Origin of the sequence: Nonomuraea sp. NPDC052265, from assembly GCF_044547985.1 — a bacterium.
Taxonomy (GTDB): Bacteria; Actinomycetota; Actinomycetes; order Streptosporangiales; family Streptosporangiaceae; genus Nonomuraea.
The window spans coordinates 98,354-120,197 of the sequence record NZ_JBIUBJ010000010.1 but is presented as its reverse complement, the minus strand read 5'-3'; the positions used below and the strand labels follow the sequence as shown (position 1 = coordinate 120,197).

The window sequence follows — 21,844 nt, the reverse complement described above, 5'->3', positions numbered from 1 at the left end:
CCCATGGCCCGCGAGATCCTGCCGGTCGCCGACCGGAAACAGGTACGCGCCTACGCGCGCAGGCTGACGCTGAAGTACCCGCGGCAGCTCACCGTCGCGCTGGCCCTGCACGGCCTGGCCGCCGTCGCCGGGCTCGTCGTGCCGTGGCAGCTCGGCAGCCTGGTCCAGACCGTCCAGGACGGCGGCGAGGTCAACGGGCTGCTCGTGGCCGTCGTCATCGGCGCGTTCCTCTTCCTCCAGGGCCTGCTGGTCCGCTTCGCCGTGCTGGCCTCGGCCAGGCTGGGCGAGAAGGTGCTGGCCGAGCTGCGCGAGGAGTTCGTCGACCGGGTGCTCGGCCTGCCGCTGTCCACGGTCGAACGGGCCGGCGCGGGCGACCTGATCACCCGTACGTCCCGCGACGTCGACTCCCTGTCCAGGACCGTCCGGCACGCCGTGCCCGAGACGCTCATCGCGCTGGTCACCTTCGTGATCACCATGGGCGCGCTCGTGCTGGTCAGCCCGCAGCTCATGCTGCCGATGCTCGTCGCGGGCCCGCTGATCTGGTTCGCGACCCGCTGGTACCTGAAGCGGGCGCGCGACGGCTACCTGCGCGAGAACGCCGCGTACGCCGACATGACCGAAGGGCTGGCCGAGACCGTCGAGGGCGCCAGGGCCGTGGAGGCGCTGCGCCTGGAGGAACGCCGGCGCCGGCGCACCGACGGCGACATCGGCCGCTCCTACGCCGCCGAGCGGTACACCCTCGGCCTGCGGACGATCTGGTTCCCCGCCGTCGAGCTGGGCTACGTGATCCCGGTGGTCTCGACGCTCCTGGTCGGCGGCCTGTTCTACACCAACGGCTGGGTGACGGTCCAGCAGGTCACCGCCGCCGTCGTCTACGCCCAGCAGCTCATCGACCCGCTCGACCGGTTCCTCATGTGGATCGACGAGCTCCAGGTGGGCGGCGCGGCCATGGCCCGGCTGCTCGGCGTGGCCAACGTGCCCGACGACCGCGAGCCCTCCGCCGCCCGCCCGGCCGGCGAGCTGCTGAAGGCCGACGACGTCCGGTACGCCTACCGCGAGGGCCGCGACGTGCTGCACGGCGTGTCGCTGACCGTCGAACAGGGCGAGCGGCTGGCCATGGTCGGCCCGTCCGGGGCGGGGAAGTCCACGCTCGGACGGCTGCTGGCCGGCATCCACGGGCCGCGTACCGGCGAGGTCAGCGTGGGCGGCGTGCCGCTGGTCGACCTGCCGCTCGACGACCTGCGCGGGCACGTCGCGCTGGTCACCCAGGAGCACCACGTCTTCAAGGGCACCCTGCGCGACAACCTGCTGATCGCCCGCCCCGGCGCGGACGACGCGGCGGTGCGCGCTGCGCTGGCCGCGGTCGACGCGCTCGACTGGGTGGACGGCCTGCCCGACGGGCTGGAGACCGAGGTCGGGTCAGGTGGCACGGCCGTGCCACCCGCGCAGGCCCAGCAGCTCGCCCTGGCGCGGCTGGTCCTGGCCGACCCGCACACGCTGGTGCTCGACGAGGCCACCTCGCTGATCGACCCGCGGGCGGCGCGCAATCTGGAACGTTCGCTGGCGGCCGTCCTGGAGGGCCGTACGGTGATCGCCATCGCCCACCGGTTGTACACCGCCCACGACGCCGACCGGGTGGCCGTCGTGGAGGACGGCCGGATCATCGAGCTGGGCCCGCACGACGAGCTGGTCGCCGAGGGCGGCTCGTACGCGGCCCTGTGGGCGAGCTGGCACGGCGCCCCCGCGGCCCCACAGGCGACGCCCGGGGGGTTGCGATGATCGTCCGGCGCTGTCAGCATCGTCGGAGTGAGCACCTGGCAGCGCGCCTGGGAAGGCGCGCTCGGACTCCTCGCCCTGCTGGGCGTGGCGCTGGTCCTGATCACCACGCGCGGTGACCACCTTCTCGACATCCTCTCCCAGACCGGGCAGCTCGGGCTGATCGTCATGGGGTTCGGCCTGTCGCTGCGCACCGGCACGCCCAACCTCGCCGTGGGCGCGGTCGCCGCCGCGAGCGCCGCCTTCGTGGCGTTCACGGCGACCGCCGGGGTGCCGCTGCCGCTGGCGATGTTGCTCGCGCTCGTGCTCGCCGGGCTCGCGGGGGTCGCCATGAGCGTGTTCACGATGGCGCTGTCGGCCCCGGCCTGGGCCGTCACGCTCGGGGCCGCCGTCGTGTGCGAGGCCCTGGTCGTCGCGCTGCTCGGCGACGGGACGATCCCCCTGGAGACCGCCGCGCTCTATCCCGGCCCGCTCGGGTTCGCCGTGTTCGCGGTCGTCTCGATCGCCGGCGGCCTGCTGTGGACCCGGCAGGAGGTGCGCAAGGACCTGGGCGCCGGCTGGCCCGGCGCGGTGCTCGGGCTCGCCGGGTCGAGCATGCTCGCCGCCGCGGGCGGCATCGCGCTGCTCCTGCGCCTCGGCGCGGCGACCCCGGGCAGCCAGGGGCTCTACAGCACCGTGTTCGCGCTCGCCGCCGTCCTCCTCGGAGGCACCAGCCCGTACGGCGAGCGCGCCGGCGTCGCGGGCACCGTGCTCGGCGTGCTCATCCTGGCCGTCGCGCAGGGCCTGCTCGCCTACCTCGGCGCCCCCGTGTGGGTGTTCATGCTGGTCATGGGGATGGTCGTGCTGGCCGGCCTGGGGGCGTCGAGGCTGCTCGACGCCCTGCGGACCGCCTAGCCCAGCGCCTTCTTCAGGAAGTCGACCTGGAGCAGGAGCAGGTTCTCGGCGACGACCTCCTGCGGCGTCATGTGCGTCACGCCCGAGAGCGGCAGCACGCTGTGCTGACGGCCGGCCGCCAGCAGGGCCGAGGACAGGCGCAGCGTGTGGGCGGCCACCACGTTGTCGTCGGCCAGGCCGTGGACCAGCAGCAGGGGGCGTTCGAGCTTGGGCGCGTCGGCGAACAGCGAGGAGTTGTCGTAGACCTCGGGCTGCTCGTCCGGGTGGCCCAGGTAGCGCTCGGTGTAGCAGGTGTCGTAGAGCCGCCAGTCGGTCACCGGCGCGCCGGCCACCGCCGCGTGGAAGACGTCCGGACGACGCAGCACGGCGAGCGCGGCCAGGAAGCCGCCGAACGACCAGCCGCGGATGGCCACCCTCGACAGGTCGAGGTCGTCGGGGTACTGCTCGGCCACGCCCTGAAGAGCGTCGATCTGGTCGTCAAGTGCCGGGGTCGCCAGGTCGCCCAGCACCGCCCGCTCGAACGCGGGACCGCGGCCCGGCGTGCCGCGTCCGTCGGCCACGATCACGGCGAAGCCCTGCTCGGCGAACCACTGGCTCTCCAGGAACGCGCCGCGCCGGTTGAGCACCCGCTGGGCGTGCGGGCCGCCGTACGGGTCCATCAGGACCGGCAGCCTGCCCGAGCCCTGCTCGTACCAGGACGGCAGCACCACGGCCGTGGCCAGCTCCCGGCGGCCCGAACGCCCCAGCGACACCCGCAGGTCGAGGCCGGGACGCTCGGCGTACGACGGGATCGGGACCGCCATGCCGTCGCGCCGCACCACCGTGGTCGAGACGCCCTCGGCGTCGAGGCTCTGCTCCGACAACACGCCGACGCCGCCGGACATCCGCCCCGAGAACACCCCGGACCGGGTCGAGACCGGCAGCAGCGAGTGGCCGTCCCAGGTCCACAGGTGGACGTCGGTCGGGTCGCCGCCGCTCGCGCTGAACAGCACGCTGTCGTGGTCGACGTCGAGCACCGACCGGACCTGGAGGGTGGGCGGCGTGACCGCGCGGTCGCCGACGAACAGCCGGTGCCCGCCCTCGGACGTGGCCACCCAGACCAGCGAGCCGTCGTCGAGGTGGGCGGGCACGCCGGTCACGATGTCGACCCAGGCCGGGTCGGTGTCCTCGCGGACCAGCGTGGACAGGCCGGTCGCCGGGTCGACGGAGAACAGCCGCAGCGTCTTCTGGTCGCGCGTCATCGTCACGATCGACAGCGCGTGGTCGTCCCAGGCGGCCGTCGTCAGATACTCCTCCTCGTACGGCACCGCCACCCGCGACCCGTCGAGCCCGAGCACGAACAGCTCGGTGCGGGCGTTGGGCGTGCCGGCCGCCGGGTAACGCTGGGCGGTGGCCGGGCGGGAGGGGTTGGCCGGGTCGGCGATGTACCAGGTGTCGACCGGCTCCTCGTCGGCCCGCTCGACCAGCAGCGCGTCGCCCGACGGCGACCACCAGTAGCCGCGCATCCGGTCCATCTCCTCGGCGGCGATGAACTCGGCCAGGCCGTAGGTGACGGTCGGCGACTCCGGCGTGGCGAGCACCTCGCCGCGCCCCGAGGCGAGGTCCTGGACGTACAGCGCGCCGCCGGTGACGTAGGCGACCTGCCGCCCGTCGGGGGACAGCCGGGGGTCGATGACCGCGCCCGGCGTCTCCAGCCTGCGGGTCTCGCCGCTCGCCAGCTCGACGACGTAGAGCCCGCCGGACAGGGCGAAGGCCGCCCTGGTCAGCGCCGCGTCCGCGCCGTAGGCCACCACGCCGCCCGCGGCCTCACGGCTGCGCTCGCGCCGCGCGCGCTCCTCCGGCGGCAGGTCCTCGTCGTCGGCGTGGAGGGTACGGGGATCGACCACCAGGCGTTCGACGTGGGTTTCGGTGTCGAGCTCCCACAGGCAGGTGACCGGGTCGGTGCCGGATCGCGTGCGCAGGAAGACCACTCGTCCGCCGTCGGGGGAGATCGTGAACCCCCTGGGCACTCCCAGGGTGAACCTGCGGGTCCTTGCCGACAGTCGCGGGAAGCTCTCACTCATGGGCTCAATCCTGCCAGTATCCAGCCATTGTTACGCTCATGACTATGACTGATCGCCGCCTCCTGCTCGTGCACGCCCATCCGGATGACGAGTCGATCGGCACCGGCGCGACCATGGCCAAATACGTCGCGGAAGGCGCCCACGTCACCCTGGTGACCTGCACCCTCGGGGAGGAGGGGGAGGTCATCCCCGCCGACCTCGCCCACCTGGCGGCCGACCGTGACGACCTGCTCGGGCCGTACCGGATCGGCGAGCTGGCGGCCGCCTGCCAGGCGCTCGGCGTCGAGGACCACCGCTTCCTCGGCACGCCGGGCCGCTGGCGCGACTCCGGCATGATGGGCGTCGCCTCCAACGACCGGCCGAACGCCTTCTGGCAGGCCGACCTCGACGAGGCGGCCGGCGAGCTGGTCAAGGTCATCCGCGAGGTGCGCCCGCAGGTGCTGGTGACGTACGACGCCAACGGCTTCTACGGCCATCCCGACCACATCCAGGCCCACCGGGTGGCCCGCCGCGCCTTCGAGCTGGCCGCCAAGCCCGACTACGTCCCCGGCGGCCGTCCCGCCCCGCGCCAGGACGAGCCGTGGCAGATCGCGAAGTTCTACCACACGGCCGTGCCCAGGTCCGTCATGCGGCGCACGGCCGAGGCGATGCGCGACTCCGGCAGCGGCTTCCTCGTCGAGGACGTGGACGACGTCCCCTTCGGCAGCCCCGACGAGGACATCACCACCGAGATCGACGCCCGCCCCTGGGTCGGCAACAAGCGGGAGGCCATGCGCGCCCACGCCACCCAGATCACCGTGGCCGGTCCCTGGTACGCCCTGTCCAACAACATCGGGCAGGAGGTGCTCGGCGTGGAGCACTTCGTCCTGTCCATGGGCGTGCCCGGACAGCCGGTGCCCGGGCCGCCCGTCGACGCCGGAGGGCTCGGCGAGCCGCACAACCGCGAGAACGATCTCTTCGCGGGCATCCACTAACCTCGTTGCCCATGGAGCATCGCAGCCAGACGGAGTCGGCGCTGGGCGGGGCGGCGTACGGCATGCTGTTCGTGCTGGGTGTCGTGCTCGGGGTCGTGGGCGGGTTCACGCACGCGCAGGACCAGCAGGGCGCGGTGCCGTGGGCGGCGATCGGCTGGGTGCTGGCGCTGTTCCTGGTCCCGCTGGGAGCGGGCAGGCTCATGCGGACGAAGCTCGCGGCGTTCGCGACCGGGCTCGGCTGGCTGCTGGTCACGATGCCGTTCACGCTCCAGCTCAGCGCAGGGGATCTGGTGATCTCTCAGGGCGCTGCGGGGTATGTCTACCTGTATGGCGGATTGCTGGCTCTTGTGGTGGCGTTCATGTTCTCGCCCTCATCGGGTGGGGGATCGTGGTTGTTGAGGGGATACCCACCTCCAAAGAATCCGACGTAGAGGCATAAAGTAACGTCGTGCATTCCATAGAGCGGCATGTGGACCCGGGAAACTACCGTAAGGTCGTCGGCCGCTTCGCCACGGGAGTCGCGATCGTCACGACCCGGCTCGACGGCGTGGACCACGCGATGACCGTCAACTCCTTCACCTCCGTGTCCCTCGACCCCCTGCTCGTGCTGTTCTGCGCCGAGAAGGTGGCCCGCTTCCACGACGCCGTGATCGAGGCCGGGGTGTGGGGGGTGTCGGTGCTCCACGCCTCGATGGAGGACGCATCCCGCTTCTTCGCCCATCGCGGCCGTCCGCTGAACGGGCAACTGTCCCGGTGGGAGCACCATCGCGGGGACTCGGGGGTGGCCCTCTTCACGGGCGCCCTGGCCACGGTGGAGGTCGCCACGACGGCGGTGTACGACGGCGGGGACCACTCGATCGTGCTCGGCCGGGTGACGGCGCTCGGCACCCCGGCGGACGGGTCGCCGCTGCTTTACCACGACGGCCAGTACAAGAACCTCTGACAGTGCGGTCACGCCTCCGTCGCGAGGGCGGCGGCCGTGCCGGGTCGGGGGCATGTGCGCCAGCAGGGGCGCGGCCGGCTGGTCACGGGCGGGACCGGGCATGGGACCGGGCCAGGCGTTGGCGCCTGGCCCGGGGTGAAGCGTGGTGCTGGTCGGTTACTGGGTGGGGGTGGCGGCGGTCTCCGGCGGTGTGGCGGTGTCGGTGGGCGAGCCGGTGTCCGTCGAGGTCGCGGTCGGGGTCTCGGAGGGGAGATCCGTCGGCGGCGCGCACGCCGGGATGTCCGTCGGCACGTCCGTGGGGACGTCGGTCGGTACGTCGGTCGGGCCGTTCGTGGGGTTGTCGGTCGGGACGTCCGGCGTAGGGGTCGGCGTCGGGGTCGGGGTGTCGGACGCCGGTGGGGCGGCCTGGTCCTGGGCCTCCGGAGGCTCTGGAGAGTCCGAGACCGAGGTCGACGGCGTGGCGGTCGGCGGTTCGGGGGGCGGGAGGGTGTCCGTCGGCGGAGCGGGCTGACAGGTGAACGTCACCGTCTCCGTCGGCCCCGGCACGGTCACCGTCGGGCCGGGCACGGTCACGGTGGGACCGGGCTGGGTGACCGTGGCGGTCACCGTCGCCTGCTCGGTCACCGTGGACGTCACGGTCGCCGTCGCGCCCGGCGCTGCCGTGGCGGTCGGCGAGACCGTCACGGTGCGGGTCGGCCAGGGCAGCGGCTTGACCTGGACGGCCGGCTTGCCCCTCGCCTTGTACGTGCCCTTGCCCAACTTCTTCGTGGTCTGCCCGGCCCCGGTGGTGACGGGGACCTGGGCGGTGGCGCTCTTGCAGGACTTGCTCCTGCACACCTTCTGCTTCACGGTGAAGCGGGCGGCTCCGTCGTACTTGACGGACACATTCAAGTACGAGACGCCCTTCTTCTTGACCACCTTCGTCGTGGCGGTGTAATCCCCGACCGTGGGTGTCGCCGTGGGCGTTGCCGTCGGGGTCGCGGCGACGGGTAACGCCACCTGCGCGCCGGAGGGAGAATCGGTGGAACGTAGGGGATCGGTGGCTGATGTCTGGGTGATCGCGACTCCGCCGGCTCCTGCCAGTGCAACGGTGCCGAGCAGCGCGCCCAGGATGGAAAATCTCATAATCCTGCTCTTGTGGGAGATTTCAGGACGCAGATCATTATTCCGACTTGTCAAGATTGGTCAAGACTGAGACGCATGAACAGGCGCTATCGGTTCCGGCGGGCGGTGAACTATCTGAACCTCGCCACCCCGCTCGGCCTGCTGATCTCGATCATCGGCGGCGCGGCCCGCCAACCCGGCCCGGACGGGCTCATCCTCGCCTTCGGCTACCGTTACCGCTTCCCCGTCGCGGGCGCGTTCACGGTGGGGAACGTCGTCCTGACCAGGCATGACTGGCTGGACGACCGGCTCATCCGGCACGAAGGACGGCACGCCACCCAGTGGGCCTGCTGCGTCGGGCTGCCCATGCTCCCGCTCTACACGCTGGCCATGCTGGTGTCGGTCGTCGTGTGCGGGCATCAGGCGTCGTACAACGTGTTCGAGCGGCTGGCCGACCTCGACGACGGTGGATATCCGCGTGCCCCCGTGTGGTGGCGGAGGGGGCGACGGCATAACGGCTGACCCATTACCTCGTCCTCAAAGTTTCTCCTGCGTGAGGCCGGGTCTGAGCCGGCCCAGGCCGATCGCCACGATGGCGAGACCCGAGACCGCGCCGGCGGACAGCACCGACGCCGTGGACGGCCCCACGACCGCGACCCCGGCCACGGCCAGGCCGGAGACCAGCGCGGCCACCGCGACGTACGCCAAGGTGGCCAGGCGTACGGCTCTCAGGCGCGCGCCCTCGGACGGGAGCGTGCGGGACAGCAGCCAGGACAGGGCCGGCAGGAGGAGCACCCCGTGCATGAGCACGGCGTGGGCCGGTTTGAGCGCGGTGGCCACCGTGTAGGCGAGCTGCTGGTTGCCCGTCACCACCTCGACCACGCCACGGGCGATCATGACCCCGCCGAACACCATGGACGCCAGCAGCGTGGCGAAGCCGGCCCGCACGGCCAGACGGGTGCTCGGGGCGGCCTCCGGGGCCGGGCGGAAGGCGGCGATCGTCATGGTGATCGCGATGATGATGAGCATGACGCCGAACGCGGCCAGCGTGCGGGCGACGGCCGTGTCGAGCGGGGTCTCCATGTTGAAGTGGGACGGCACGCCGCGCCACGCCTGAAGGGTGATCAGGGCCACCTCGAACGTGGAGGCCACCGCGAACGCCCCGAGGACGAGGGGGCGGGCGCGCAGCCGTAACCACTGGGACACCCAGGTCAGGGTCAGCACGCTCAACCCGAACGACACCCCGAACGTGAACGGCTTGCGAAACGACACGGCCCCCTCCCACGGACCGCCCGCCATGACGAGCACGCCCAGATGCGCCAGGCCCACGAGCAGGAGGAAGACCCCGACGGAGTACCAGAGGCGGTCGGCGGAGCGGAGGCGATTCATGCGGCCATGCTGGCAGCGGCAGGGGCTCCGGCGCGTCGGACCACGGTCTGGATCGCGACTACAACCACGGTCGTACGCCGCCGCGACGCCGCACGCGGTGAGGGGGGCGGGTCAGGGGGTGAGGGTGAGGGTGTGGACGGCCGCGTTCTTGACGGACCCCGGGTTGGAGTACATCGGGAGGAGGTCGCCGCGGGCCCAGGGTTCGGCCTGGTCCCAGTAGTTGTCGTGGAAGGCGTGTCCCGAGGCGCCCGTCAGGTTGATCCAGCGGGACTTGTCCAGGTCCGACAGGTCCACGACCATGCGCATCGACGGCACCGCGGTGACCCCGTACCCCTTCTGCACGTTCCACCCGGTCGCGTTCACCGCGTCCTTGTTGCCCGGCACGGCGAACGGGCCGCGGTTGAACAGCGCCTCCACCGGCGCGAGGCCCGAGGTGCCGAGGGTGCCGTTGACCAGTTCGAGCTGGTGCAGGTCGCCCCACTTCCAGGACTTGACGTCCGTGCCGAACAGCTCGGACAGCTCCTGGTACGCCGAGGCCATCGCCTGCCGCAGCATGTCGTCGCGGGTCTCGGTGAGGTTCTTGGTGGTCACGTCGTCCCAGAAGGGGTCCTCGGGGGTGGTGAGCAGGTTGGCGACCACGTCGTACCAGCGGTCGCCGCCGCCGGGCCACACCTGCTCGGGGAGGTCGTCGTCGAAGGTGAGCATGAGCAGGTGCCGCCACACCGCGTTGTAGTAGGCGGCGGGCGCGGAGTCGAGCCCCTGGGAGTGGTCCCAGTTCCGCAGCAGCTCGCGGGCCTGGCGGGCGGCCCCGGCCAGGTCCACCCGCAGCAGCGCGGGCACCAGCGTCCCGGCGAACTCGTTGGAGGTGTCCTGCTGGATGTCCGACATCGTCCCGGCGTCGATCCTGCCCTTCGCGATCGCGTTCTCGACGAGCTCGCGGATGCGCTGGGAGCGGTAGCCGTAGGACCAGTCCTTGGTCAGCAGCGGCTTGTAGCGGCGGGGGTCGATGACGGCGTTGTTGGCCGTGACGATGAACCCGTCGGCCGGGTCCTCCACCGTGGGGAGCTGGTCGTAGGGGATGGGCGCGGCCTTCCAGTCGTACTCGCCCGTCCAGCCCGGCACCGGCCAGGTGCCGTCGCCCTTCTCCCGTACGGGGATGCGCCCGGGCGCCTGGTAGCCGATCTTGCCGCTGGTGTCGGCGTAGATCAGGTTCTGGGACGGCACCTCGAACAGCGCCGCCGCCGACCGGAACTCGGGCCAGTCGCCCGCCTTGTTGAGCGCGAAGATCGCGTCCACGGTCCTGCCGGGGGTGAGGGCGGTCCATCGGAGCGCCACGGCGTTCGCCTCGCCGCTGGGCCGGGCGTCCTCCATCACCTCGTTGATCAGCGGACCGTGCCGGGTGCTCTTCACGGTGATCGTGACGGGATCGCCGCCCGCGACCTTGATCTGCTCCTGCCTGGTCTCCAGCTTGACCTGCTCGCCCTTGTACAGGTATGTGTCGCCGTCCACCTTCTCCAGGAAGAGGTCGGCCACGTCGGGACCGAGGTTGGTGAACCCCCACGCGATCTTGTCGTTGTGCCCGATGACCACGCCGGGCACGCCGGAGAAGGTGAACCCGGTGACGTCGTACGGGCACTGCTCGGACAGCTTCCTGCAGTGCAGCCCGGCCTGGTACCAGACGGACGGCATCTGCGGCGACAGGTGCGGGTCGTTGGCCAGCAGCGGCTTGCCGCTCGCGGTGTGCTCGCCGGAGACCACCCACGAGTTGGACCCGATGCCCTCGCGCTCCTCGCTGCTCATCGTGCTCGGTACGGCGTCCAGCGTCGCGGCGGCCTGGGAGAGCGCCCGGACGCCGCCGAGCTGCGGCTCGGCGTGCTGGTCGTAGCGGCCCTGGGCGAGCGCGCCCTCACTGACGATCGGGGAGTGCCGGTCGTACGGGTAGCCGGGGTAGAGCTGGTCGACGCGCTCCTTGGGCAGCCTGGTCAGCGCCAGGGCGCGGTCGATCTCGTCCTCCATGTTGGAGCGCAGGTCCCATGCCATCGCCTTGAGCCAGGCGACGGAGTCGACCGCGGTCCACTTCTCCGGCCGGTAGTCGCCGTTCTGCAGCTTGAGCACCGAGTATTCGAGGCTGCGGTCGGAGGCGTTGGGGTTGGCGTCCAGCCAGGCGTTCACACCCTTGGCGTACGCGGCCAGGAAGTCCTGGGTCTGCCGGTCGAGGCCGGGCAGCTCCTGCTCGGCCACCCTGCGCCAGCCCATGGTCCGCAGCGCCTTGTCGTTGCCGAGCGTGGCCTTGCCGAACAGCTCGGAGAGCCGTCCGGCGGTGGTGTGGCGGCGGAAGTCCATCTCGAAGAACCGGTCCTGGGCGTGGACGAAGCCCTGCGCCATGAACAGGTCGGCCGCACTGTCGGCATAGATATGCGGAATTCCCGATTTATCGCGATAAATCTCTACATTCCTCGCTAGGCCCGGCAGTCGCAACGCCCCGTCCACCTGCGGGAACGACTTCCGCACGGTGTACACCAGGACCCCGGCCAGCACGACCGCCAGCGCGAGAAGCACGGTCAACACCCGGGCGAACCACCGCAAAGGCCGCGGCATCCACGCAAAGGGTCTCACCGATACCTCCATCTTGCCGAACTGGAACAAGTCTGGCAGTACCGGCTCACTGCTCCGGCCGTTTCAGGTGGTCGGAGGGGCCTCGCGCGAGGGGCTCCCGGTCAGAGGGACCAGCTCTGCCCCTCCGGGGTGTCGGCGACGCGTACGCCCAGCTCCGCCAGCTCGTCCCGCAGCCGGTCGGCCGCCGCCCAGTCGTTGGCTTCCAGTGCGCGCTCCCGTTGCGCCAGCAGCTCACCGGCCCCGGCGGGCAGCACGCGAGGCTTGCCGATCTCCGTGGACAGGTCGAGCGCCAGCACCTGGTCCAGATGCAGGAACGTCTCGAACTTCGACCCGGGCGCCACCGACTCCTCCCGCTCCAGCTCCCGCAGGATCCGCAGCGCCGCCGGGGTGTCCAGGTCGTCGTCGAAGGCCGACTCGACGCGCCCGGCGTACGAGGAGGCCATGGGCGCGCTGGGCGACTCCGACCACTCGGCCACCCGCGCCCGCCACCGCCGCAGCGTGCGGTCGGCGGCCCGCAGGATGTCCCAGGTGAGGTCGAGCCGCTGCCGGTAATGGTGTTCGAGGAAGGCCAGGCGCGCCGCCAGCGGGTCGAGCCCGGCCGCCACCACGTCCGGCAGTAGCACCACGTTCCCCGCGGGCCCGGCCATCTCGCGCCCGTCGAACAGCAGGTGCTCGCCGTGCACCCAGTGGCGCACCACCTCGTGGCCGGTCGCCGCGTCCGACTGGGCGCGCTCGTCCTCGTGGTGCGGGAAGCGCAGGCCGACGCCGCCGAGGTGGAGGTCGATCCGTTCGCCGAGGAAGCGCAGCGACATGGCCGAGCACTCCACGTGCGGGCCGGGGAGGCCGCGCCCCCAGGGCGCGTCCAGGCTCTGCTCGCCGTCGGCGGGCCGCCACAGGGCCCAGTCGGCGTGGAAGCGCCCGCGCGGATGCCCGGCCTCGATCCCGTGGCCGGGCTTGAGGTCGTCCAGACGATTGCCGGAGATCTCCCCGTACGTCGGGAACGTCCGTACGTCGAAGTACACCGAGCCGTCCGGCACCGCGTACGCGTGCCCCCGCTCGACGAGCCTGGCGATCAGCTCGATCATCACGTCGACCGTCTCGCTGGAGCGCGGGCCGTGCTCCGGCGGCCGGAGGTTGAGCGCGGCCGTGTCGTTCCTGAAGGCGTCATGGAAGCCGGCCGGGTCGGAGCCCGGAGGCTCCCCGGAGATAGGCGGGATATCGGTGACGTTGCGGCACGCCACGACCCGCGTACGCCGCCCCTCCAGGACTCTCCTGACCAGGTCGGACAGCACGTACGTGCGCAGGTCGCCCAGATGGGCGCGGCGGCCGGGCGCCGGCCCGCACGTGTACATGCGCACCGCCCGCCCGCCCGAGATCTCCTCGACCTGCCTGGCCCGGGTGTCGTGGATCCGCAACATCACCCGAGCCTAGCCCTCACCCGCCGAGGAAGCCGAGGATGTCCCTGTCCCCGCGCTCGCGGAGCCTGGCCAGGACCTCCTCGCGGGTGACCGTGTCGGGCAGCCCGATGCGGGCCCCGATCAGCCGCAGGCCCTCCATCTCCGAGTGCACCGGCGCGGTGTAGCCGATGAGGTAGAGCGCCCGGTTCAGCGGCGGCATCGCCACGGCGGCCGCGGGCAGGTAGCGGGTCAGCAGTTCACCGCCGTCGGAGACGGTCAGGAACACGTGGTCGCCCTCGCCGGCCTTGAAGTCGGCCAGCACGTTGCGGATCGACCCCATGGTCGGCTGGTTGTGCCAGCTGATCACCACGTCGCCCGACGGCGTCGAGGCGGTCAGCGACCCGCCGGGAGCCATGCCCAGGTAGGCGGCGAACCCGGTCGGCAGGGGCGAGCCCGAGCCGCGCAGGTGCTCGGCGTTGACGTCCACGCGGTGCCACCAGCGGCCGTCGCGCGAGCGGAAGCTGCGCCGCGTCTCCGAGACGTCCTTGCGCGGCTGGTACGGCTCCGACTCCCCGGTCGGCGACGTGCCGGCCACCCTGATCCAGCCCCGCTGCGTGCGCTCGAAGCCCGGGCCGCCCGAGTAGGCGCGCACCGAGCTCTCGCTCACGTCGTAGCGGGAGGTCAGGTTCGTCACGATCGTGCTCACCGACGCCTCGCCGCCGGCCCGCTCGATCTCCCTGGCGATCATCTCCCTGATGCCCAGGTACTCGTCGCCGCCCCACCCGGTCAGCCCGTACTTGTTCCGGTCCACCCGGCGGAAGCGCTCGTCGGCGGTGAGCTGGTTGCGGATGCCGACCAGGCTGTAGTCCTCGCCGATGCGTTCCTGGATCTCCTCGGGCGACAGCGGCGTGCCCGCCACCGCCAGCACCGCCTCGGCCTTCTCGTTGATGCTGCGCGGCCAGGGCACCACGTGCCGGCCGAGCACGCGAAGCTGCGGCACGGCCAGGATCCACCGCTCGGCGACGTCCTCGCGGACGCCGAGCTGGGCCACCATGGACACCGCCTCGCCGAGCGGGCGCGGCCCGTCGGCGAAGAGCTGCCGCGTCTTCTCCCGCAGCTCGTCGGCCCCGCCGGAGACCAGCCATCCGTCGGCCTGCTCGTAGCCGGTCAGCAGCGTACGGACGAACCGCCACACGGGGATGCCCAGCGTGCGCAGGTCGCCCCGGTGCCATGGGACGGCGGCCGCGAGGTCGTCGGCCGGGACCGCCGACCCCAGCCTGCCCCTCAGCCACGACACGTGCGCCACCAGCGCCGCCGCCTCCGGCGAGCCCAGCCACGCCTCCACGTGGTCGCGCAGGTCCCGCTCGATCTGCCTGATCCGCTCGCGCGTGACCGAGAAGCGCTGCGCCAGCTCGTCGAGCGTGGCGCGCTGCGCCGCGTAGAGCCGGTCGCGGGCGATGGCGCGCTGCCGGTCGTCGAGGGCCGCGAACACCGCGTCGATCAGCTCGGGAAGAGGTTTGTCGGGCCGGGCCGGGACGGGCAGGGCGGCGGGCGCGGGTTCGAGCAGCCGCTCGAACACACCGATGAACAGTTTCTGCACCACGTCCTTGCCCAGCGACTCCGGCGTGCGCTCGGCCTCGGCGGGGTCGCTGAAACGCAGCAGCGGCAGGATGTCGCCGAGCAGCAGGTGCCCCCAGCAGGCCACGGCCAGATCGGCCAGGTGACCCGCCACGGTCTGCGTCCCGACGATCGTGCACGCGCGGTCGAGGGGGATCGCCTGCCACCAGGCCTCGGGCAGCTGGGGCTCCTCCACGATCGGCGCGATCTGACCAGGGGAGGTCCAGCGCAGGGGTGGCGCGAGGTCGCTCAGGCTGAGGTTCATTGAGGTCCAACCGGCAAAGGGAAGATATCCGCAGTTCAGACTATGTGATCAGGGGGACAGAAATGGGCTCCCCCTTCCGGAATGCGAGATATAGAGCATCGTTCGGGCCCGTGTGCAGGCGACGAACAGTATGCTCCGCTCGCGTTGCAGCGCTCGTGCCCGCGCGGCGGGTTCCTCGGGCAGCGATCCGGGCACCACGCCCTCCGCCACGCCGACGAGCGCCACACGTTCGAACTCCAGCCCCTTGAGATGCTGGAAGGTCGCCACGCGCACGTCCAGTCCGTCCAGGGCGTCCCGGGCGGCGCGGGCCAGCGTGGGGGTGCGCGCCCCGACGGCGATCTCGCCCTCCGGCACGCCGTCCGCCAGCCAGCCGCCGACCGTGGTGCGCAGTCCGGCCAGCTCGGACTCGGGCGTGTCGTACGACCGGACCACCGGCCGCCGGCCATTGTGCGTGGCGCGGTAGCCGTACAGCTCGGCCACGCCCTTGACCAGGCCGTTCGCCGGGCCGCCGCCGCGCAGCCGGACCACGTAGGACAGGATCTCCTGCGGCAGCCGGTAGGAGATCCGCAGGTCGTGCTGGACGGCCGGGATGCCGACCGCGCCGAGCGCCACCCGCGTGTCGGTCACCCGCTGGTGCGGGTCGCCCACCACGAACAGGTCGTCGTGCGCGTGCGGCGCCGCCGCCCGCAGCAGCCGCCACTGCGCCGGGCTGACGTCCTGCGCCTCGTCCACCACGATGTGCCGGTACGGCTTGCGCCCCGGCTCAACGTCGTCCAGCAGGTCGCCGGTCGTGATCGACAGCAGCCTGATCGCCTCGTCGGTGAGCTGGGCCAGCGACCGGGCGCCCGGGCCGACCAGGGGAGGGCGGCGTCCCTCGGCGTCGGTGACGATCCGCATGGCCAGCCGCTCGGCGTTGTCCACCTCGACGCGCTTGCGCACTCTCTCGTCGTCGATCAGCACGTCCAGCCGGCCGGACAGTTCCTCGGCCAGCCCCTGCGAGAACGTCACCAGCAGCACCGGGCCGCTGCCCCGCGCCGCCAGGTGGGCCGCCCGGTGCAGGGCGATGATCGTCTTGCCGGTGCCCGCGCCGCCCACGACCAGCACCGGCTGGTCGTACCGTACGGACCTGGCCAGCCGGTGCTGCGTCGGGTGCAGGAACGTGCACCAGTCCGGGGTCCCGAGCACCCGGTCGAGCTCCACCTTGTCGGCGGCGAACACCGCGCGGTCCGGGCTGCGCAGCAGCGCCGCGTGCAGGTCGTCGGGGTCGATCGCGCCGGGCTCCTCGTCGCGGGCGCGCCAGTTGTCCAGCTCCCGCCACGCCTCCGACAGCGTGCCGCCCCGGGCCAGCACGGCCAGCGGCGCGTACTGCGTGGGCGGCAGCAGCGGTTCGAGCGCGGCCACGTCGGCCTCGGTGGAGATCAGCCTGACCAGGGGCAGCGCGTGCACGTCGATGCCGAGCGCGAGCAGGTCGCCGTCGCAGGTCTGGTCGAACAGCCGCGACGGACGGGCCGACCTGCGTAAGGCGGGCTCGACCCGTTCCAGGGTCTCGGCGTCCCACTCCTCGACGACGCCGATCACGGGGTTGACGCCGTACCGGTGGCGCTGGGCGTACGACCAGGCCTCGGGGTCGGGCCGTACGGACAGCAGCCAGTAGACGTCGCGCTGCCGGACCACCACGCCGCGATGCCCGTCGGCCAGGCGCAGCGTCGCGACCCTCGCGTCCCGGCAGCCCCGCACCCGCTCGGGATGCGGGGCTCCGGACACGTTCAGCAGGAAACGGCGCAGCGCGACCACGGCGTCCCTGCGCACCGGCGGAGCCAGTGCGCCGAGCTCCCCCGGAAAGTCAGGGCCGATCGCGAGCCGCGGCACGGGCGGTCAGTCCAAGAGGGCGAGCAGGTCGCGGTCGCCGCGTTCGCGGAGCCTGGTGAGCAGGTCCGGCAGCCCGACGGGGCCGGTCAGACCGATCCTCGTCGCGATCACCCTGGCCGCCTGGTCCCGGGTGCCGCCCGGGGCCGTGTAGCCGACCAGGCGCAGCGCCTTGGTGATGCCCTCGGCGTTCTGGGCGGCGACCGGCAGGTGGCGGGCGCGCAGGACGCCCTCGTCCGACAGCGTGAGGAACAGGTGTCCGCCCTCCTTGGCTCCGACGTCCACGAGCAGGCGCTCGATGGACTCCAGTACCGGTCTGCCGTGCCACGTCATGGTCAGCTCGCCCGCCGCGCTCCTGACCGCCCTGGTCTCGCCGGGGGACAGGCCCAGGTAGGCCGCGAAGCCCGTCGGGAGGGCGCACTCGCCGCCGGCGAGCTGCTCGGCGGTCACGTCGATCCGCAGCCACCAGCGGCCGTCCGGCTGGCGGAAGCAGCGCCTGGTCTGGGAGACGTCCTTGAGCGGCTGGTACGGCTTGTTCTGCTCCCCGCCGTTGGCCTCCACGGGCGGCGGCGCGACCGGCGTGAACGCCTGGAACTGCGGCGGGCCTGGGGGCGGACCTGACGGGGGCGGCGGCAGGAGAGGCGGCGGCTGCATCGGCCCGAACGCCGAGTGCGGCTGCTGGGGCTCCACCGGCGGGCGGGGCTGCGCGGGCAGCGTGGCCAGGACGAACTGCCAGGCCGGGACCTCCAGCGCGCGGATCTCCCTGGCGTGCCAGTCGGCCGCGCCGATCAGCTGCTCCTTGGGGGCGGCCGGGCCCAGCGTCCTGCGCAGCTCGTCCAGGTGGGCGCGGTACGGCGCGGCCTCCGCGCTGGCCAGCCAGTGGTCCAGGCGCGTGCGCAGCTCGTGCTCGGTGGCGGAGATGTCGGCCGGGGGGACGGCGAACAGCTTGGCGAGCTGGTCGACGGCCGAGGGGTCGTCGGTGAAGACACGGTTCTGCGCCACGGCCCAAGTCTTGTCGTCGAGCCCGGCGAACGCCGCCTCGATCAACTCAGGCAACTCCTGCCCACCGGGCACCTCCGCCTCGACGTCCTCGACGGGCTCGACGGGCTCGACGGGCTCGACGGGCTCGGCCTGGGAGGCCGCCACGGCCTGCTCATGCTCAGCGTCCTCGGCGGGCGCCTCTGACCCGGGGCGAAGGACCGCCCCCGCCTCGACGTCCTCAACGCCAGCCTCGTCCTCGGCGTCCTCGGCGTCCTCGGCGCGAGCCTCGGCCTCGTGGTGCTCAACGGGGGCCTCGGGCTCCGCGGCCTCCGCCGGCTCCTCCCCCTCCAGGACCTCGGGGTGGTCGGCGGGACCATCGACGTCGGCGGGTTCGGGCCGCTCGTCGTGGTCGCCGTGCTCCTCGTCGTCGTCGTGGTCGTCCGTCGTGGTCGCCTCTGCGGCCTCGGCGGCCTCCGCGAAGGCGGGGGACACGGGCTCGGGCTCGCGGCCGACGCCTTCGGCCTCCAGCGCGGACGCCTCCTCGGCGGCAGGCTCGGGCGCGGGCTCGTCAGCGGCGTCGAGCACGGGCTCGGGTTCGCGCCGCAGCCCCTCCTCGACGACCGGCTCGGAGTCGGCGTCGAGCACCGGCTCGCCGTCGCGGCCCGTCCTGTCCTCGTCGGCCTCCTGCGACACAGCCTCCGCGGCGGCCGCCCCCACCAGGCCCGCCGGTACGTGCGCCTCGACCTGCCGCCCACCCGCGTACGGATGTGCGAGCCGGACGAGCACCGCCCCGAACAGCGTGTTGAGCACCGGCCGAGCCTGGATGAACGGCTGGTCCACCAGCTCCCGCCCGGTCAGCGACAGCAGCCCGGCCCACGACCCGACGCGGTCGAGCGCGATGGCGACGGCGGGTTCGTCGGCCTCGTCCGGGTCCAGGACGTGCAGAGCCGGCAGGACGTCACCGACGGCGGCGGCCGGCCAGTGCTCCAGCGTGATCTCCGTCAGCAGCTCGCCCAGCGACTCCGGGCCGATGGCCGTGAGCACCAGCGGCATGGGCAGGCTTCGCCACCACGCGTCCGGCAGATCCGGTTGCCCGGTCAGTAGCGTGATCGTCGACGCGTCGCTCCACCTCAAGGGTGGAACGAGGTCGCTCAGGCAGAAGTTCATCCCGTTCCGTTCACCAGCCCCTCACGCCGCCGGAGCGGCGCAGCCAACATCTCGCCGCCCACGGAACAGACCATAGTCCGGCAAAACAGCCCTACGCATCATGCACTACGCATCAGCGCCGAACAGCGGCAAAGCGTAGACGTACGTAGTCGGCCATCCAGCCCGTCTCCCTGCGCAGCGCGGGCGCGGCCAGCTCGTTCACCCGCCCGAGCAGGGGTTCCACGATCTCCGGCGGCAGCCCTTCGAGCACGGACGGGGCGAACATGCGCACCCAGTCGGCGGCCCCGCCGGGGCACTCGTCGAGCGGGGTCGGCCGGTCGAAGTACTCCAGCAGCCGGACCACGAAGCCCTCCTGCTCCAGCCGGCGCGCGTACTCGGCGGGCGTGGGGAAGTACCAGGGCAGGTCGGGCTCGCGCAGGCCGTACTCGCGCCAGGCGGTCAGCATCGCGGCGGTCAGCTCCGCGCAGTTGCCCGCGCCGCCCATCTCCGCGACGAACCGGCCGCCCGGCTTCAGCGCCTCGCGGACGTTGGCGATCACGGTGGCGGGGTCGCGGCTCATCCAGTGGAGGGCCGCGTTGGAGAAGACGGCGTCGTACGGGTCCACCACGGTGAAGTCGTGGCCGTCGCCGATGATGAAGTCGATCCCGGGGTACTGCGCCAGCGCCTTCTCGATCATGGCGGCGGAACCGTCGATGCCCAGGACGTCCGTGCCTCTGAAGGCGATCTGCGCGGTCAGCACCCCGGTGCCGCACCCGAGGTCGAGCACGCGCTCCCCGGGCTGCGGGTCGAGCAGGTCGACCAGCGGCGCGCCCTGGGTGGAGACGTACCCGAAACTGCTGTCGTAGGCGCGACTGTTCCACCGCTCCAAGCTCGGTGCGTCGTATCGCAAGACGATCAGCTCACATTCGTCAGACATCGGGCCCCCGTGGCCGTGCTGTCCGTTCACTTTAGAGCCTGATCGTCTCTACGACATATCAAGTCACAACGGACTCATCCCACGCTCTTGCTCCATTCCCGCTTGAGGTACGCCTTCGCCGCGTCCGTCTGCGGGATCGTCATGAGCACGGGAGGCCCACCGGCCTTGGGCAGCCGGGCGGCCTGCTCGGTGTCGAGCTTGCCCTTCATGAGCATGGCCTCGCCGCGCGCCGGACGGGCGTAGCCCTTCTGGAGCAGGTTCTGGCCCTCGTCGGAGAACAGGAACTCCTGCCACAGCCGCGCGGCGGCCGGATGCGGGGCGGTCTTGCTGATCGCCTGGACGTGGTACCCGCCGAACGGCGCGTCCCGCGGGATCGTCACCTCCCAGGAGTCGGCGTGGTCGGCGCTGCGGGTCGCGTTGAGGTGGTCCCAGTCGATGATCACGTTCGCCTTGGCCGGTTCGACGAGCTGCCCGGCCTGCTTGAGCTTGGCGAACAGGTCCACCCCCTGCCTGGCGTCCGGCGTGGACCCGGCCTTCATGGACGCGGCCATCACGCCGCCGAACGCCGCCGCCGAGTGCAGCGGGTCGCCGTCGAGCGCGACGCGGTAGCCGGGCTTGAGCAGGTCGGCGAAGGAGGCCGGGGCCTTGACCTCGCGCGGGTCGTAGCCGATGGACATGTAGCCGCCGTAGGCGCCGTACCAGGCGCCCTTGGGGTCCTTGACGTGGTCGGGCAGGTCCTGCCAGCCCGTCACCTTGTACGGCGCGAACTTGTCGGCCCCGTAGACGGCCATGTCGAGAGTGAGATCGAACACGTCCGGCTTGAGCTGGGCGGCGGCGTCGAGCTCACGCTTGCTGCTCGCGCCCGGTTCCAGTTCGTTGACCTTGATGTCGTACTTGTCGGCGAAGGTGTCGAGGATCTCGCCGTAGTTCACCCAGTCGTGCGGCAGGGCGATCACGGTGAGCTGGCCCTCGTGCTTGGCGGCCTCGGCCAGGCGCCCCATCGTGCCGAAGCCCTGCTTCAGCGAGGCGGCCCGGACGTTGAGCGGCGGCAGGTCCTTGGACTCCGTCGACGTGGACTGGGACGTTGACGCGCCGCATCCGGCGCTGGCGAGAATGGCTGCTACGGCGGCGCAGATACGAACGGTCACACAACGAATACTTACCGTTACTTCGCCCGAGGTCGAGGAGGCGCGACCGGAACGACCTTGGCCGCGACCAGCGATTCCTCGTCGATCTCCACCAAAGTGCCGTCCCGCTTGCGAACCTTCAGCACGCCGCCCGCCCACGATTCGAGCACGCCGACGGCGTCACGGAAGCCTCCGGGCACGCGCCTGCGAGTGGTGATCCGTGCGCCTATGTCCTGAGTTGTGATCGCGACGACGAGGCGTGCTGCCATGAGTTTGCCACCCTCCGTTTCGGCCAGCTGGCAAGCACGGCAATACTAGGGCGTAGCAAACCGCGGTCAGAGTCGGTGCCATGGTGCGGAGAAAAAGGAGCTCGAGGTGACCTACGTCATCGCGCAGCCTTGCGTGGACGTCCTGGACAAGGCGTGCATCGAGGAGTGCCCCGTCGATTGCATCTACGAGGGCGAGCGCATGCTTTACATCCACCCCGACGAGTGCGTGGACTGCGGCGCGTGCGAGCCAGTGTGCCCCGTCGAGGCCATCTTCTACGAGGACGACCTTCCCGAGCAGTGGAAGGACTTCTACAAGGCGAACGTGGACTTCTTCGAGGACCTCGGTTCGCCGGGAGGCGCCTCGAAGGTCGGCAAGATCGAGAAGGACCACCCGGTGGTGGCCGCCCTGCCGCCGCAGGGCGAGGACCACTAGCGAGTCGCGTGCGCCGGGGCCGTCCACATCGGGCGGGCCCCGCCCGC

Annotated in this window: 18 protein-coding genes; 7 read left to right on the top strand and 11 right to left on the bottom strand. The window is 71.9% G+C overall.

Annotated features, from left to right (window positions below; genetic code table 11):
* Positions 1–3 precede the first annotated feature (3 nt).
* Together ACIHAD_RS27740 and ACIHAD_RS27735 are read left to right on the top strand one after the other, a co-directional pair.
* A complete protein-coding gene (locus ACIHAD_RS27740; RefSeq protein WP_397357556.1) occupies positions 4–1,779 on the top strand; it encodes an ABC transporter ATP-binding protein in 1,776 nt (591 codons plus the stop codon).
* A gap of 27 nt (positions 1,780–1,806) precedes the next feature.
* Entirely contained in the window at positions 1,807–2,670 is an 864-nt protein-coding gene (locus ACIHAD_RS27735) for a hypothetical protein (protein ID WP_397357555.1), read from the top strand.
* Here ACIHAD_RS27735 and ACIHAD_RS27730 read toward each other — a convergent pair.
* The gene (locus ACIHAD_RS27730) at positions 2,667–4,733 is read right to left on the bottom strand and encodes a DPP IV N-terminal domain-containing protein (RefSeq protein ID WP_397357554.1); all 2,067 of its coding nucleotides are present in this window, start codon (positions 4,731–4,733) and stop codon (positions 2,667–2,669) included. The two genes, ACIHAD_RS27735 and ACIHAD_RS27730, sit on opposite strands and share 4 nt — an antisense overlap.
* A 44-nt stretch (positions 4,734–4,777) precedes the next feature.
* On the opposite strand from ACIHAD_RS27730, the gene mshB reads away from it, so the two are divergent.
* From mshB to ACIHAD_RS27715, 3 genes are read left to right on the top strand one after another with little or no spacing between them, the layout of a single operon-like run.
* Positions 4,778–5,707 carry an N-acetyl-1-D-myo-inositol-2-amino-2-deoxy-alpha-D-glucopyranoside deacetylase gene (gene mshB, locus ACIHAD_RS27725; RefSeq protein WP_397357553.1) on the top strand — a complete coding sequence of 310 codons (930 nt, stop codon included), beginning with the start codon at positions 4,778–4,780 and terminating at the stop codon, positions 5,705–5,707.
* 11 nt (positions 5,708–5,718) lie between these two features.
* A complete protein-coding gene (locus tag ACIHAD_RS27720; protein WP_397357552.1) occupies positions 5,719–6,138 on the top strand; it encodes a DUF6113 family protein in 420 nt (139 codons plus the stop codon).
* 17 nt (positions 6,139–6,155) lie between these two features.
* On the top strand, positions 6,156–6,650 hold the full coding sequence (locus ACIHAD_RS27715; RefSeq protein ID WP_397357551.1) for a flavin reductase family protein: 495 nt from the start codon (positions 6,156–6,158) through the stop codon (positions 6,648–6,650).
* Positions 6,651–6,806: 156 nt separating this feature from the next.
* On the opposite strand, the gene ACIHAD_RS27710 is transcribed toward ACIHAD_RS27715, so the two are convergent.
* A complete protein-coding gene (locus ACIHAD_RS27710) occupies positions 6,807–7,775 on the bottom strand; it encodes a hypothetical protein (RefSeq protein ID WP_397357550.1) in 969 nt (322 codons plus the stop codon).
* A gap of 75 nt (positions 7,776–7,850) precedes the next feature.
* Here ACIHAD_RS27710 and ACIHAD_RS27705 point away from each other — a divergent pair, with 75 nt between their 5' ends.
* Entirely contained in the window at positions 7,851–8,276 is a 426-nt protein-coding gene (locus ACIHAD_RS27705) for a hypothetical protein (protein WP_397357549.1), read from the top strand.
* A 15-nt stretch (positions 8,277–8,291) separates the two neighbouring features.
* Here ACIHAD_RS27705 and ACIHAD_RS27700 read toward each other — a convergent pair whose 3' ends face one another.
* The 9 genes from ACIHAD_RS27700 to ACIHAD_RS27660 all read right to left on the bottom strand — a co-directional run bounded on the left by ACIHAD_RS27700 (position 8,292) and on the right by ACIHAD_RS27660 (position 21,364).
* Positions 8,292–9,143, bottom strand: coding sequence for a hypothetical protein (locus ACIHAD_RS27700; RefSeq protein WP_397357548.1), 852 nt, complete (start codon positions 9,141–9,143; stop codon positions 8,292–8,294).
* Between the two features lie 111 nt (positions 9,144–9,254).
* Positions 9,255–11,741: a penicillin acylase family protein gene (locus ACIHAD_RS27695; protein WP_397357547.1), complete on the bottom strand. Its 2,487-nt coding sequence runs from the start codon at positions 11,739–11,741 to the stop codon at positions 9,255–9,257.
* A 119-nt stretch (positions 11,742–11,860) separates the two neighbouring features.
* The gene (locus tag ACIHAD_RS27690; RefSeq protein ID WP_397357546.1) at positions 11,861–13,177 is read right to left on the bottom strand and encodes a cysteine--tRNA ligase; all 1,317 of its coding nucleotides are present in this window, start codon (positions 13,175–13,177) and stop codon (positions 11,861–11,863) included.
* A 16-nt stretch (positions 13,178–13,193) separates the two neighbouring features.
* Positions 13,194–15,038, bottom strand: coding sequence for a sigma factor-like helix-turn-helix DNA-binding protein (locus ACIHAD_RS27685; protein WP_397357545.1), 1,845 nt, complete (start codon positions 15,036–15,038; stop codon positions 13,194–13,196).
* A gap of 48 nt (positions 15,039–15,086) precedes the next feature.
* On the bottom strand, positions 15,087–16,907 hold the full coding sequence (locus tag ACIHAD_RS27680) for a UvrD-helicase domain-containing protein (RefSeq protein ID WP_397357544.1): 1,821 nt from the start codon (positions 16,905–16,907) through the stop codon (positions 15,087–15,089).
* Between the two features lie 6 nt (positions 16,908–16,913).
* Complete coding sequence (locus ACIHAD_RS27675) at positions 16,914–18,938, bottom strand: hypothetical protein (RefSeq protein ID WP_397357543.1); 2,025 nt, start codon at positions 18,936–18,938, stop codon at positions 16,914–16,916.
* A gap of 226 nt (positions 18,939–19,164) precedes the next feature.
* A complete protein-coding gene (locus tag ACIHAD_RS27670) occupies positions 19,165–19,968 on the bottom strand; it encodes a class I SAM-dependent methyltransferase (RefSeq protein WP_397357542.1) in 804 nt (267 codons plus the stop codon).
* Positions 19,969–20,042: 74 nt separating this feature from the next.
* A complete protein-coding gene (locus tag ACIHAD_RS27665) occupies positions 20,043–21,116 on the bottom strand; it encodes an ABC transporter substrate-binding protein (RefSeq protein ID WP_397357541.1) in 1,074 nt (357 codons plus the stop codon).
* 17 nt (positions 21,117–21,133) lie between these two features.
* The gene (locus tag ACIHAD_RS27660) at positions 21,134–21,364 is read right to left on the bottom strand and encodes a hypothetical protein (RefSeq protein WP_397357540.1); all 231 of its coding nucleotides are present in this window, start codon (positions 21,362–21,364) and stop codon (positions 21,134–21,136) included.
* Between the two features lie 106 nt (positions 21,365–21,470).
* On the opposite strand from ACIHAD_RS27660, the gene fdxA reads away from it, so the two are divergent.
* A complete protein-coding gene (gene fdxA, locus ACIHAD_RS27655) occupies positions 21,471–21,797 on the top strand; it encodes a ferredoxin (RefSeq protein WP_106240826.1) in 327 nt (108 codons plus the stop codon).
* Positions 21,798–21,844: the final 47 nt, after the last annotated feature.

Bases quoted from the DNA above. Each gene is read 5' to 3' on its own strand.
- ACIHAD_RS27730 (WP_397357554.1), bottom strand. From the start codon at position 4,733: ATGAGTGAGAGCTTCCCGCGACTGTCGGCAAGGACCCGCAGGTTCACC.
- ACIHAD_RS27720 (WP_397357552.1), top strand. From the start codon at position 5,719: ATGGAGCATCGCAGCCAGACGGAGTCGGCGCTGGGCGGGGCGGCGTAC.
- ACIHAD_RS27700 (WP_397357548.1), bottom strand. From the start codon at position 9,143: ATGAATCGCCTCCGCTCCGCCGACCGCCTCTGGTACTCCGTCGGGGTC.
- ACIHAD_RS27695 (WP_397357547.1), bottom strand. From the start codon at position 11,741: ATGCCGCGGCCTTTGCGGTGGTTCGCCCGGGTGTTGACCGTGCTTCTC.
- ACIHAD_RS27685 (WP_397357545.1), bottom strand. From the start codon at position 15,038: ATGAACCTCAGCCTGAGCGACCTCGCGCCACCCCTGCGCTGGACCTCC.
- ACIHAD_RS27675 (WP_397357543.1), bottom strand. From the start codon at position 18,938: ATGCCGCTGGTGCTCACGGCCATCGGCCCGGAGTCGCTGGGCGAGCTG.
- ACIHAD_RS27670 (WP_397357542.1), bottom strand. From the start codon at position 19,968: ATGTCTGACGAATGTGAGCTGATCGTCTTGCGATACGACGCACCGAGC.
- ACIHAD_RS27660 (WP_397357540.1), bottom strand. From the start codon at position 21,364: ATGGCAGCACGCCTCGTCGTCGCGATCACAACTCAGGACATAGGCGCA.
- ACIHAD_RS27740 (WP_397357556.1), top strand. From the start codon at position 4: ATGGCCCGCGAGATCCTGCCGGTCGCCGACCGGAAACAGGTACGCGCC.
- ACIHAD_RS27690 (WP_397357546.1), bottom strand. From the start codon at position 13,177: ATGTTGCGGATCCACGACACCCGGGCCAGGCAGGTCGAGGAGATCTCG.
- ACIHAD_RS27705 (WP_397357549.1), top strand. From the start codon at position 7,851: ATGAACAGGCGCTATCGGTTCCGGCGGGCGGTGAACTATCTGAACCTC.
- mshB (WP_397357553.1), top strand. From the start codon at position 4,778: ATGACTGATCGCCGCCTCCTGCTCGTGCACGCCCATCCGGATGACGAG.
- ACIHAD_RS27710 (WP_397357550.1), bottom strand. From the start codon at position 7,775: ATGAGATTTTCCATCCTGGGCGCGCTGCTCGGCACCGTTGCACTGGCA.